The sequence below is a fragment of the Halobacillus naozhouensis genome, assembly GCF_029714185.1.
Classification (GTDB): Bacteria; Bacillota; Bacilli; order Bacillales; family Halobacillaceae; genus Halobacillus_A; species Halobacillus_A naozhouensis.
Genome location: NZ_CP121671.1, coordinates 3,243,331 through 3,256,428 on the forward strand (window position 1 = coordinate 3,243,331; position 13,098 = coordinate 3,256,428).

At 41.5% G+C, this 13,098-nt stretch carries 11 protein-coding genes; all 11 read right to left on the minus strand.

Going from position 1 to position 13,098, the window contains the following annotated elements; genetic code table 11:
- The 11 genes from P9989_RS16810 to P9989_RS16860 all read right to left on the minus strand — a co-directional run bounded on the left by P9989_RS16810 (window position 1) and on the right by P9989_RS16860 (window position 13,063).
- Complete coding sequence (locus P9989_RS16810) at window positions 1–2,490, minus strand: rhamnogalacturonan lyase (RefSeq protein ID WP_428841957.1); 2,490 nt, start codon at window positions 2,488–2,490, stop codon at window positions 1–3.
- A 117-nt stretch (window positions 2,491–2,607) separates the two neighbouring features.
- On the minus strand, window positions 2,608–3,915 hold the full coding sequence (locus P9989_RS16815) for a TRAP transporter large permease (protein WP_283076018.1): 1,308 nt from the start codon (window positions 3,913–3,915) through the stop codon (window positions 2,608–2,610).
- On the minus strand, window positions 3,906–4,412 hold the full coding sequence (locus P9989_RS16820; protein WP_283076019.1) for a TRAP transporter small permease: 507 nt from the start codon (window positions 4,410–4,412) through the stop codon (window positions 3,906–3,908). Before P9989_RS16820 ends, P9989_RS16815 begins: the two co-directional genes overlap by 10 nt.
- A 24-nt stretch (window positions 4,413–4,436) precedes the next feature.
- Window positions 4,437–5,471: a TRAP transporter substrate-binding protein gene (locus tag P9989_RS16825; RefSeq protein ID WP_283076020.1), complete on the minus strand. Its 1,035-nt coding sequence runs from the start codon at window positions 5,469–5,471 to the stop codon at window positions 4,437–4,439.
- A 192-nt stretch (window positions 5,472–5,663) separates the two neighbouring features.
- Complete coding sequence (locus P9989_RS16830; RefSeq protein WP_283076021.1) at window positions 5,664–6,854, minus strand: Gfo/Idh/MocA family protein; 1,191 nt, start codon at window positions 6,852–6,854, stop codon at window positions 5,664–5,666.
- A complete protein-coding gene (locus tag P9989_RS16835) occupies window positions 6,851–7,957 on the minus strand; it encodes a Gfo/Idh/MocA family protein (RefSeq protein WP_283076022.1) in 1,107 nt (368 codons plus the stop codon). Before P9989_RS16835 ends, P9989_RS16830 begins: the two co-directional genes overlap by 4 nt.
- Before the next feature lie 78 nt (window positions 7,958–8,035).
- Window positions 8,036–8,857 (minus strand): sugar phosphate isomerase/epimerase family protein, encoded by an 822-nt coding sequence (locus tag P9989_RS16840; protein WP_283076023.1) that lies wholly within the window; start codon window positions 8,855–8,857, stop codon window positions 8,036–8,038.
- Complete coding sequence (locus P9989_RS16845) at window positions 8,854–10,038, minus strand: dihydrodipicolinate synthase family protein (RefSeq protein ID WP_283076024.1); 1,185 nt, start codon at window positions 10,036–10,038, stop codon at window positions 8,854–8,856. The genes P9989_RS16840 and P9989_RS16845 overlap by 4 nt, the downstream gene beginning before the upstream one ends.
- A gap of 14 nt (window positions 10,039–10,052) precedes the next feature.
- Window positions 10,053–11,204, minus strand: a complete 1,152-nt coding sequence (locus P9989_RS16850) for a Gfo/Idh/MocA family protein (RefSeq protein WP_283076025.1) — start codon at window positions 11,202–11,204, stop codon at window positions 10,053–10,055.
- A gap of 138 nt (window positions 11,205–11,342) precedes the next feature.
- A complete protein-coding gene (locus P9989_RS16855) occupies window positions 11,343–12,158 on the minus strand; it encodes an AraC family transcriptional regulator (RefSeq protein WP_283076026.1) in 816 nt (271 codons plus the stop codon).
- Window positions 12,159–12,301: 143 nt separating this feature from the next.
- Window positions 12,302–13,063 carry a DeoR/GlpR family DNA-binding transcription regulator gene (locus P9989_RS16860; RefSeq protein ID WP_283076027.1) on the minus strand — a complete coding sequence of 254 codons (762 nt, stop codon included), beginning with the start codon at window positions 13,061–13,063 and terminating at the stop codon, window positions 12,302–12,304.
- Window positions 13,064–13,098 lie beyond the last annotated feature (35 nt).

The following is a 13,098-nucleotide window of genomic DNA, read 5'->3' on the forward strand; positions in this document are numbered from 1 at the left end:
TTACTTACTTTCCAACATCCGCACTATATATTCAGCCTGACTAGCCAAGTCAATTTTAGCCTTATTAGAAATGTAGGGGGCACTAGATTTTCGTTCAAGATGAAACAGAAATTTTTTCACAAGTCTAATAGCATTCTTAGTCGAACCTTTTTCAAGATGGTGATTAGCTTGATCGATTGTTTTGCTCAATTGAACAGCTAAAGGACCTGTCAACTCCCCAATAACTTCATATTCGTTTACTTGTTTTTGCAAAGTTGACAAAGTACTAGGAGTCTGTATGTTCGGAAGCGGCACACTTCCCCATTCTATATCAGATCCAAAGTAGAAACTTGGATAGGAAGGCTGGTTGTAGCCTGAATTTTGCCAGGCGATTCCTGTTCTATATTGAACATCCTGCATAAGTGTGTATAATTTGTGGTCTGTTTCTTCCGTACTTACATACATTCGTATCGAAGAGCTGTCCTTAGTTCGAACTAGAAGCTCTTCCCTCCAGTCACCAAAGACATCAGCGACCAGTGACGGGTTCCCTTTTGTACCGTTATTTGTTCTTGTTCCGGTAGCCGTCAATACAGTCCCTTTCACTGTATTTTCAATAGTAGGGGTCTCCTCCAATTCACCATTTACGATTTGCGTAGTCATGTCTGCAGACCATTTGATGTTCATATTTGTACCAGGAGTATCGGAAGCGAGCCGTTCTCCATCGGTTGTTCGCAGGTCTACTGCCCATGTTTCCAGCCCTCTATAATTAGGGTCAATATCACCAATCATCCCACGTCCTGTATCTTTCCCCGTATATTTACCATAAATGACTTCTCCAGTTTCCGCGTCACGTAATGAATAACCATATGGAGCCGAAGTCGCGCGTTCGTGCACTGCGTATATTTCTAACCCTGATCGATCAGGGTCAATATCCGCTACATGAAGAGCATCACCATGACCTAGCCGAGCTTTTGCCCCAGGGTCTGCACTTCCTTCAGGCAATGTATCAAACGAACTATATAACAACGAACCATCATGATCAATCGTTGCCGAACCATAAATTACTTCCTGGTTTCCATCATTATCCACATCAGCTGTACTCATCGAATGGAAGCCTTGCGTCGTTAGGGAACTAAATTCATTATTCGTTCCAGGGGTACCATGTGGACTATCATTAAAAGGGTTACTCATGGGTGTCCATCCGCTATCAACCGTCCAATACTCCTCTAAATCTTCTCCATTCCAACTATAAGAAACAATCGCTGCTCTTGTATAATATCCGCGAGAAAATATGGCATATGGTTTTTCACCGTCAAGGTAGGCCACTCCTGCAAGGAAACGATCTACTCGGTTACCCGGTTCAATTCTCGATGTCGCGTAGTCCCCCCACATTAAACCATCGTCATGACGGCCAGGCTTATAATGAATGGTGTCTAGTTCATCACCTGTTTCTCCATCAAAAACAGTTAAGTATTCTGGTCCTTCTAAAATAAAGCCCTCAAATTCTCTGAGGTTGTTATGGCTACTTCTTTTCGGCGCATACTCATCAATGAAGTAGTCTGCCAAGCTTTCAGCATCTTCCTTTGACAGTGGATAATCATACTTCGGTTCGATTCCAAAACATTCTTCAAGAGTCTCAGGCCAGTTTCCCTTCACAACTTCTTCATGCTCGTGCCAGCCCATAAACATCTCCACAATATGCTCATAATAATCTTTGCTGCTCATACGGTAATCATCCTGATGACTGTACCCTGCTTCACTATCCTTCTGGGGCATCGTGATATATTCTTCTGAGGTAATATTACCCTTCTCATCATACTTAATGATCTTTGTCCCAGGGGCGGTTTTCATCATTATTTCTGCTTTTCCATTTCCATCAAAATCATAAACTAAGAATGGAGTATAGTGTGCACCCGACCTGATATTCACCCCAAGGTCAATTCTATACAACAATTCTCCGTCAAAGGTGTACGTGTCAATATACGTTTTTCCAGTATATCCTGATTGCGATACATCTTTTGAATTTGTTGGATCCCATTTGACTACAAATTCATATTGACCATCACCATTCACATCCCCCACGTTCATGTCATTAGCATTATAAGAGTATGATTCGCCTGTAGGAGTAACTCCCCCTTCTGGCTTTTGTAATGGTAGCTCATAATAGGAATTCTTCCATGGGGAAACCGGTGAACTTTTCTCTACTTCTTCTCCATCTATTACTTTAGCAACAACATACTCAGAATCTAGATTCCCCTCCTCATCCAAATAATTCGTGCTATCATTGACTGTAGCAATTTTCGCCCCATCTCGATAAACATTAAAATTTGCCCCTGTCAAACCTGTGTCTGAGTGACCTGTTACCTCGTCCGCCATAAGCCTCCAGCTTATGAAAACACCTTCTGAGGTCGTAACAGCCACCAGCCCTCGATCGAGATGTTCTAGCATCGCTCCCTTCTCTGCATGTCTTTCTGCACCTTTTTCTTTCGTTTCCGCTCTACTGTACCCCATACTTCCAATCTGGGGAAGCAATGAAAAAAGCATGATAAACGCCAAAAGTATTGATAGTTTTCTCACCCTTATTACATCCTTCCTATATCATAATCTACAGGACTTCCCAATTTGTATTTATTCCACCAATCCAAACAACCGAGGTAGAAACAAACTGATTTCCGGAATAAATGTGACTAGGACCAAAGCAACTACCAACGGGACATAAAAAATAATTAGTTTTGGAATTACTTTTTCAATACGAACACCACTAACACTGCTGCCGATAAACAGCACGGTACCAATTGGCGGTGTCGTTACACCGATCGCAAGGGCAATAGCCATAATTGTTCCAAAGTGTACGGGGTCAATTCCCATTTGAGTAGCTACCGGGAAAAGAATTGGTGTAAATATTAATAATGCTGGAGCTACATCCATAAACGTTCCGACAATTAATAGAATTAAAAGCATAATCAATAGAATCAAAACTTTACTATCGGTTATAGAAAGCATGGCATTCGTAATCGCCTGTGGGATACCTGCATAGGCGAGCACCCATGACATGGATGTTGATACACCGATCAACAGCAAAATAATGCCGGAATAAATCACAGTTTCTTTAAGTATCTTTGGGATATCCGAGATTGTTAACTGGCGATAAATCAAACTGAGGATTGCTGCATACAGCACGGCCACTGCAGCACCTTCAGTGGCTGTAAAAATTCCAAATGTTATCCCGCCAATTACGACAACAATCAATAACAAACTGGGGATTGATTGCATGACGACTTTGAGAGCCTCCCTACTGCTTGTCTTTGAAGAGACAGGATAATTTGCTCTTTTTGCTAAAATATAGGCAACAATCATAAGCAATAAAGCCATAAGAATGCCTGGTAAATATCCAGCAACAAATAAAGCACCGATTGATGTCCCTCCACTAAGTAAGGAGTAAATGATTGGTATCCCACTGGGGGGAATAATTAAACCTGTCGGGGCAGAAGCAATATTGACAGCGGCTGAATAGGAGGGGTCATATCCTTCCTTGGTTTCTTGTGGATGCATAATGCGCCCCATCGTTGCAGCAGCTGCAATGGCAGATCCAGAGATAGCACCAAATAACATATTTCCAATTATATTCGTATGGGCCAAAGAACCAGACATTCGTCCGCCGATAAGTTTAGCTACATTAATTAACCGATCGGCAATCCCGCCGTTATTCATAATACTTCCGGCTAACATAAAGAAGACAAGAGCTAACAGAACTGTGCTATCTACCCCTGTTATTAGCTGTTGGGAAATGGCCAACAAGGAAGATGACATAGGAAGCACGATCAATAGTGCTGCAAAGGCTGCTACAGCAATGCTTACTGAAATGGGTACACCGATAAAAAGAAATAAGAAAAACAAACCGAATAAAACAATTCCTGTCCAAACCGTTACATCCATTCATGCTCACCGCCTTCCAACGGATTTGAATCTTCTACCTCTTTGCGTTTGGTCATATTTACGACCTGATAAAAAATAATAATGACTCCACAGATCGGTAAAATACCATAAATCATTCCCATCGGTATGCTCAGAATAGGAGATAGTTCAGCCATCGTTGCATTGGATATTTTAAATCCTCCAATGACTAATACAAATAGAGCAAAGGCAATGACTAATAAATCAATCAACCAGCGCAGTACTTTGTGTGATTGACCTTTTATTTTATCTCTCATAAATGTTAATGCTAAATGTTCGTCCTGACCAAAGGCGTATGTGGCTCCAATAAAAGCAATCCAAATCAGGGAAAATCTCAGTACCTCTTGGGTAATAATACTCGGATCCTGCAATACAAAACGAGTAAACACCTGCCAAATCGCACCTACAACTAAAAATAAAATAAGAATGCTGGCAACTGTTAATAACACTAGATCCAGCCAACGTTTAAAATTATTCAAAGCAGTACCCCTCTCACCTAACATTTATTGTAATGCTTCAATTTTATCTAATAGTCTATCTATCTCGGGATTCTCTTCACGTTGTTCTTCAATGAGTGGTTCTACTTTTTCACGGAAAGGTGCTTGATCTGGATGTGAGAACTCCACTCCCATTTCCTTTTTCGCCTTTTCTATACTTTCTTGAATCATCTTATCCCATCGCTTATTGTGCGCCTTCGTGGTTTCTCTCCCTGCTTCTATGATTGCTTGCTGCTCCGACCCACTTAATTTGTCCCATGAAGCGTCACTCATAATAAGGAAGTCGGGAATTCGTGTATGCTTATCGAATGAAAACTGCTTGGCCACTTCCCCGTGATTGGCATCGGTCAACGCGATTGGACTACTTTCAGCCCCATCAATAATTCCTTGTTGTAAGCTGGTGTACACTTCAGTAGCAGACATTGGCGTCGGTGCTGCCCCTAACATTTCTACCATCTTAATAGCTGTCACGTTGTTCATCACTCTAATTTTCAAGCCTTTGAGATCCTCAGGAGTTTTAATTTTTGTACTGGCCGTATAGAAACTTCTTGCCCCGGCATCATAATACGTAATTCCACGCAACTGTATCTCCTCTAGACTTTTGTACATCTGTTGAACTGTATCGGTCTTCATAAAATTACGGAAATGCTCATCACTTTGGAAAACGTAAGGAAGACTAAATGCAGCGAACTTTTCATCAAATTTTGATACAACCCCTCCGTTTACCTTGGTCATATCAATAACACCGCTCTGTACTAGTTCCATTACTTTTGTCTCGCCGCCCAAAACCCCTTCGGCATAAATTTTCACTTTTACACTACCATTCGTTTTTTCCTCTACCTTATCTGCAAATGCTTCTAGACTGTGATAAACCGGACTTGCATCATTATGAATATGGGCCAGTGTGAGTGTTTGAGTTTCTTTAGTTGAAGTACCACTACCGGAAGCCACCTTTTCCGCACCGGAACAGGCTCCTAATACCAGTAATAACGACGTAACCGCTACAGCCAAACCGCTTTTTATTAAACGCCTTCTACTCATGTTGTAACCCCTTTCAATTTTTCCATTTGCAACTCGTTTGACTTTTCAAATTATTACCTCCATTTTAAGCGCTTTCAAAATACAAGTCTTATTAATATAAGAATTTCACTCTCAATTTCGGAAATAAGGATATAATTTTCACAAATGTTCCCTTCATAACCTGCAAGGGGCGAGCATTTAGGCTTGATTTTATTAATAAGTGTAATCTCTATTTGAAATGACAACATGTTTACCGGTTTGAGCCCATGGGTATCCCCTTTCACTTGGCAGCTCCCATTCTTTGTAGCAATTCAAAAGAGCTTCAGCTAAACCCGGTACATATGTAGTCATAGTTTCTGGATCTTTTTTCACTAGTTTTGGCGGAAAAGCCGGTACTTCTGGTACGGCTTCATGCATACCCTTAATAGCAAGTAATTGAGAGTAAGATGCTTCTATACCACAACAGATTTCCTGGTGCCCTTTTAATACGGCTTGTATACAGACTTCCAACTTGCGAATATGTTCGGTTTCTGGATCACCATAATCCTTAACTGACCCATCCCCCCAACGGGCTTTCATCGTATCCCCATCCTCATAACGTATAGTGGCTTTTTCAAATTCCATCTCAAATTGAGGTCCACTCTCCTGGTTAATGGCATGAGAGGCAATATAGGAAAGTTCTACGGACTGATCCGTCTTTGCACGCAGTGCGCATGTGTCAAATGTTTCGATCGGGTTGGCTCGATATAACTCTATATTCATTGATCGTAATTTGGCACTGTGTTCCTTGGAGTCTCCCAATACATAAAGCAAATTGTGCAGGAAATGAGAAGCAGCATTATTAGCGATACTGTCGAAAATAGCCTCCCCATTTGGACCTTGAAGTTTTCCAGCCCAGTGAGAGCGATTATAATAATGTTGATTCCTGGGCCATAATACAATGGTCTTCCCTCGAATTGGTGCACCGAACAAGCCTTTTTGAATGTCCTGCTTCCATTCTTGAACCGATTGACTAAAGGACCAATTAAACCCGATCGCTACAAAGCGTCCAGTCCGATTACGCACATGGCGCATGTGCTCCGCTTCCTCCCATGATCCAGTCATCGGCTTCTCGCAAAGGACGTGACTACCATTCTCCATCGCCGTTATTGCCTGTGGGGCGTGTAAATGAATAGGCGTTGAGATAATGGCCAAGTCTGCTGTATGATTCTGATAAAATGATTCGAGTGTGGAGTAAATCGGAATTTTTTGCTTCTTTATTTGGTCAAAAAAAGCACTACGCTCTGGATTAATATCAACCACTCCCTCAACCCAAGAAAGCCTATTCTGCTCGTAGAGCGCTTTTAAATATATTTCACCATAGCCAGCTATTCCTACTAATACAATCCCGCACTTTTCCTTCATACGCCCTCACCTCCCTTTCTTTGAAAATTAGTTGCCTGCTCCTGGGCCAACAAACAGAGCTCAGCAGCTTTAAAAATATGATTTTGTGGCATAGCGTTTGACGTATTCTCCAGGACATCATGGGCGAGTCTGTAAAAATACGGGTACCCCACTTTTCCCTTCAAACCATATTTCCTTTCTCCTCCATGATTTACTAAATATAACTGTTCCCCTTCGGACTGATGGGTGATATCAATATATTTTCGCAATTCAATATATCCATCTGTGCCCAGTATTGTCGTTCGACCGTCTCCCCAGTTTCTCAGTCCATCTGGTGTAAACCAATCCACTCGAAAATAATGGACAGCACCGTTATCTGCAACCAAATGAGCATCACCATAATCCTCAAATTCCGGGTATTCGGGGTGAGACATATTTATGGCTGTGCTGCTTAGTATCCTCGCATTGTTAGCTTTCGCAAACCAGAGAAACTGTTCAATTTGGTGGCTGCCGATATCGCACACAATCCCTCCATACGTTTCTTTCCAGAAGAACCACTCGGGACGTTGGTCGATATTTAATCTATGCGGTCCCATGCCAAGTACTTGTACAACATCACCGATAGCTCCTTTGTCTATAAGTTGTTCGGCAAAACCGGCACATTCAACTTGCAAACGTTCGCTGTAAAATACTGCCCAGTGAAGCCCTGTTTCTTTTACCTTTTGTTCAGCCGCTCTCAGTTGACTCATTGTCGTAAAAGGAGCTTTTGCTGAAAAGAAGTGCTTGTCAGCATCCAATACTTGTAATCCTATATCACAACGGGTTGAAGGTATGGCAGCACTAGCCACCATTTGCACGGATTGATCCTGTAAAATTTGTGAAAGGGATGTGGCTTGACTGGCCTCAGGAAACACTTGCTGAAAAGCTTCTATTTTCTTTGGATCTTCATCCCAAACCCAACGAATAGTCGCTCCTGCCTCCTTCATTCCCTTGCACATGCTGTAAATATGGCCATGCTCTAAACCGAAGGCTCCAATAAAAAGCCTATTTTCCTTTACAGGTGTCTCCTGGTGATGTTCAGGTTCAAATTTTGTATGCTGTGTGGATTCTGTTGCGTTCGACATAATCTATCTCCTCCTTTGCACTCCATTAATTAGGAACGAAAGAGAACGGAGCAATGAATTGCCCCGTTCCACTTTTAGTTATACATGTTCAACAAAGCTTTTCTTCATTAGCTTTAAAGTCTCATCTCCAGGCATATCCCAAATGTCCTGATTAATAATTTCAACTTCGATTGGACCATGATAATCATTCTCTTCTACTGCCTGCCTAATCCGAGGAATCTCAATCACACCATCCCCCATCATGGAACGTCCTTTAAAAATATCTGGAAGTGGTACTTTCCAATCTGAAACGTGAAAACCTAAAATATTTCCCCTCGCGTTCTCTATTTCTTGATATAAAAAAGGGTCCCACCAAACATGAAATACATCGACTATGACACCAACTTGGGAGCTGGCCAGTGAGTTCTGCAAGGCATTTGCTTCCCCAAGTGTCGTAATCACAGACCTGTCAGCAGCATACATTGGGTGCAGCGGTTCAATGCCCAATTTCACCTTATGTTGTTCGGCAAAGGGAATAAGTGTTTCAATCCCTTCCTGTACCCACTTGCGGCTTTCTGGTAAATTTTTATCCGGGGCAGCCCCACATACTAGTACAAGCACATCAGTACCCAGTTCAGCAGCCTCTTCAATTGCTCGTTTATTGTCATCAATACGCTGCACGCGCTCTGAAGCTGTAAGTGCTGGAAACATACCTCCACGACAGACGCTTGAAACACCAAGTCCAGATTCTTTTATCATTTTCTTGCTTTCTTTCAAGCCAACTTCAGAGATTTTGTGACGCCACACGGATATCGTAGGAATTTCATTTCGAACACAGCCGTCTATGGCTTCCCTTAGTGACCAATTTTCTGTCGTAATTTGATTTAAACTGATTCGATTTACATTTACAACTCCACTCATTTTACGGCCTCCATTTGCTGAACACCGGCTAATTGAAGAACCGGATGCATCCTTGCAATCGCTTGCTCCGGATCAATCAGTACATTTGCTTTATCCGCTAGTTCAAACAGCTCCGTAAAATGCAGGATAGACCGTGCACTTTCCGCTCCTGCAATCATTCGAAAATGAGGCTGATGTCCGTTCAAATACGCCAAAAATACTACACCCGTCTTATACGCATAAGTAGGGTTTTGAAAAATGTGACGAGCTAGCGGAACCGTACGATCTAACGTTTCCCGGAAACCTTTCACATCTCCCTGATCCAACTCCTGTAAGGCAGCAGAAGCAGCTGGTGCAATCGCATCAAAAATTCCTAACAGGGCGTGACTATACCCTTGTTCATCTCCTTCAATCAGGGATGGGTAGTTAAAATCATCCCCCGTGTACATTCTCACGCTCTCCGGCAGGCGCCTGCGCATCTTTATTTCTTTTTGATCGTCTAATAACGATATTTTGATCCCCTCAATTTTATCGGCATGCATTTCGATTATACGGAGGCAAACCTCCATGGCTTTATCTGAATCATGGTGTCCCCAATATCCAGATAAATTAGGATCAAACATTTCACCTAGCCAATGCAGGATGACCGGCTGGGATACTTGGTCTAATATTTTGCCGTAAACGTATTCATAATCTTCTGGTGACTTAGCACACGCTGCAAGAGCGCGGCTAGCCATTAAGATAACTTTACTTCCGACTCCTTCGACATGTGAAACTTGCTCTTCATAAGCGTTTACAACATCTTCTAAACTTATATTTGGCCTTGGCTCTAGGTGATCGGTACCAGCTCCACTGGCAATCTTTCCGCCCACACTTTTGGCTTCTTTTACTGAGCGAGTAATTAATTCTTTGGCGTGTTTCCATTGCAGCCCCATTCCGCGTTGTGCGGTATCCATTGCTTCAGCCACCGACAGACCAAGCGACCATAAATAATGGCGGTATTGCATGGTTTGCTCCCAGTCTATCGCTGGCTTTTTTACCGGGTCATCACTTCCAAACGGATTTGCCACTACATGTGCCGCTGAATAAGCAACACGAGATTTAAAGGTGCCTTCAGAAGGTTCAGGTAATGGTTCTTTTTGTGACAATTCGTATTTATACGTGGACCCGTCTTGTTTAGGCAAATAAATAAAATGAGTCATAAACTATACCTCCTTCACACATTCAAGCTGGGTACGTCAAGCCAGCAGCGTTCTTTGGAAGACTGCAGACCTAGGTCAGCTAACTGGGTCCCTTTAGCCCCTTCTAATAGATCCCACGGGAAAGCTTCATCTTGATACACATGCTTTAAAAACATCTCCCATTGGATTTTAAATGCATTTTCAAAGAGTTGATTATCTGGAACCTCTACCCACTGATCTTGAAAATCTATCGTGTTTTCTAAATCTGGGTTCCAAACTGGCTTTGGTGTGTTCACTCTATGCTGGGTTTTACAGCCTCTAAGTCCCGCTACAGCACTTCCTTCCGTCCCATCTACTTGAATCGTCAGCAGGTCATCACGATCCACGCGAACCGTCCATGAAGAATTCACACTGGCTATGACACCATTTTCAAGTTCAAAAGTAGCGTACGCTGCATCATCAGCGGTAGCATTATAAGTATTTCCAGCCTCATCTACTCGCTCGGCAATATGTGTAGCTGTCACTGCCGATAATGCTTGAACAGACCCGAATAGGTGATCCAGTACATAACGCCAGTGAGGGAACATATCAACAACGATCCCTCCGCCGTCTTCTTTTTTATAGTTCCAAGAAGGTCGTTGACACTCTTGCCAATCTCCTTCAAACACCCAATAACCGAATTCCATACGAACGGATAAAATATCTCCAAAAAACCCTGCATCTATTAACCTTTTCAGTTTCATGACACCTGGTAAAAACAATTTATCTTGAACCACACCATTTTTCACGCCAGCTTCTTTTGCAAGCTCTGCCAGCTCAAGAGAACCCTCTAATGAAGTAGATGTCGGTTTTTCACAATAAATATGTTTGTTTGCTTGGATAGCCTGTTTAATAGCTTCTTCTCTTCGGGTAGTTGTTTGAGAGTCAAAGTAAATGACATTATTCTCATCTGCTAATGCTTCTGATAGATCAGTTGTCCAACGTTCGATAGCATATTTCTCAGCAAGTGTTTTTAATTTCCCTTCATTACGACCGACAAGGATTGGGTCTGGCATGATGTAATCTCCGTTACCGAGTGCAACTCCTCCCTGTTCACGGATTGCGACTATAGAACGGATTAAGTGTTGTCTCGTTCCCATGCGGCCGGTTACCCCATTCATGATGATTCCTATATTATGTGTACTCATATGATTCCCTCCTCTAATGGTTACATTTAGTGTAAACCTAACTGTAAGCGGTGTCTTATTAGAAGGGGAAGCTAATTCTCAATTTCGGAAATCATTTAATTTAAATGCTAATGATTAGGGCAGGGACTTTTGAAAAACTCATTTACCTCTTTGCGTGGTACGGTACATATTGGGGGGGACACCTATGTGTCTTTTAAATAAGCGATAAAAAGTTGAAAGGGATTCAAAGCCAACTTCAAAACATATGGAGACAATATCTTTTTCTGTTTCTACTAGTAATTGCTTCACTAAGCCTAGACGAACCTCTGTCAAATATTGCATTGGCGTACTATCATAATAGTCGTTAAAAATACTTTGCATATAACGTTTACTCATACCCATTCGATTCGCAATATCCTCTGCATTTTTGATATCAAAATAACGTGTATCGATATAATGACGTAACTGTTCTACTCGTAAGGTATTCATATCCGTTTGAGGCGTATCCTGAGGAGATCGTGCTATGGTGAAAAGCAGTTCTGCCATATATAACTTTAACCCCATTTTCCAAAGGCGATCACCGTGGGACTGTTCATATAACATCTTCCGAAGAAGTTGGCGAAGCTCACTGCTATCAAACATATTGAGTTTTTGTACCCATGCCTTTTGGAAAACTGACTCAACTAATTGTTGCTGAATATCATCACCCAACACTGTTGCGTCAAACTCAAGCACTAAGACAGTCATTTTTGACTCTGCGGCTATTGAATGTTCGGTCAAAGGGGGGATAATAATAAAACTGTCTCGTGCAATTTGATATGGATGCTCATCCAGCGTACATTTCCCTTTTCCCTCCAATGTGTACAAAATTTGATGAGTCCTATGATGATGTGACTTCACTCTATCATTTTCATTGTGTTTACTTTCATAAAGAGAGATGATAGCAGAACGTTTATTTCCTGTGTGGTCATACACTTTTATTCCTCCTCACTGAAAGAGCTAAATAAAGGTCGATGTGTCAATACATTTTAATAACTGTGGCTTCAGCAGTGAGTAATAACATTCAAAGAAAGTTATAAAAAAGAGGCCATAATTATGAGCCTCCCTACCCTTTCTATTTAAACTCTTATTAAATTTAATGATTTATCGTGTAGTTGTTGAACAATACGGCTATCCATTTTTTGATCCGTAATAATATGGTCTACAACTTCCAAATCATAAAGTTTTGAAAAGGCTTGTACACCAAATTTACTAGAATCAATCATAATGAAAACCACATCAGCACTATCAATCATTTTTTTCTTAATTCGAGCCTGCTGTTCATTTGATTCACTAATACCCCGTTCTAAATGAACCCCTTTGCATGAGATAAATGCTTTATTTACATGATAGGTGTCTAATGATGCTTCAGCTAAAGGACCAACATAGGACAACGATTTGGGTAACAAGACACCACCCGTTGAGATCACAGTGACTTGTTTTTTAGAACTCAATTCCATGGCTACTTTTATCGAATTGGTCAATACAGTTATCTGTATATCTGGTAATGCTTTAGCCATATACCAAGCCGTAGTACTAGCATCTAAAATAACTTTATCTCCTTCATGGACTTGCTTGACTGCCTCGAGAGCTATTTCTTTTTTCTCCTCTACATTAGTTACTTCCCTTTCAGCATATGGGATCTCAAGAGAGTCCGAAGAATTAACACTTATTGCACCACCATGACTTCTAGATAGCTTTTTCTCTCTTTCCAATTTCTCTAAATCTCTGCGAATGGTTTCTTCTGTAACGGAAAAGGCCTGACTTAATTCCGTAACACGAATACTTTTTCGTTCATTTACAAGTTCAACAATTTTTTGTTGTCTCTCAGCAACGAGCATTTTTCCCCTTCTTTCTTACCTGGATACCTTTACGG

Bases quoted from the DNA above. Each gene is read 5' to 3' on its own strand.
- P9989_RS16810 (WP_428841957.1), bottom strand. From the start codon at position 2,490: ATGGGGTACAGTAGAGCGGAAACGAAAGAAAAAGGTGCAGAAAGACAT.
- P9989_RS16815 (WP_283076018.1), bottom strand. From the start codon at position 3,915: ATGGATGTAACGGTTTGGACAGGAATTGTTTTATTCGGTTTGTTTTTC.
- P9989_RS16825 (WP_283076020.1), bottom strand. From the start codon at position 5,471: ATGAGTAGAAGGCGTTTAATAAAAAGCGGTTTGGCTGTAGCGGTTACG.
- P9989_RS16830 (WP_283076021.1), bottom strand. From the start codon at position 6,854: ATGAAGGAAAAGTGCGGGATTGTATTAGTAGGAATAGCTGGCTATGGT.
- P9989_RS16835 (WP_283076022.1), bottom strand. From the start codon at position 7,957: ATGTCGAACGCAACAGAATCCACACAGCATACAAAATTTGAACCTGAA.
- P9989_RS16840 (WP_283076023.1), bottom strand. From the start codon at position 8,857: ATGAGTGGAGTTGTAAATGTAAATCGAATCAGTTTAAATCAAATTACG.
- P9989_RS16845 (WP_283076024.1), bottom strand. From the start codon at position 10,038: ATGACTCATTTTATTTATTTGCCTAAACAAGACGGGTCCACGTATAAA.
- P9989_RS16850 (WP_283076025.1), bottom strand. From the start codon at position 11,204: ATGAGTACACATAATATAGGAATCATCATGAATGGGGTAACCGGCCGC.
- P9989_RS16860 (WP_283076027.1), bottom strand. From the start codon at position 13,063: ATGCTCGTTGCTGAGAGACAACAAAAAATTGTTGAACTTGTAAATGAA.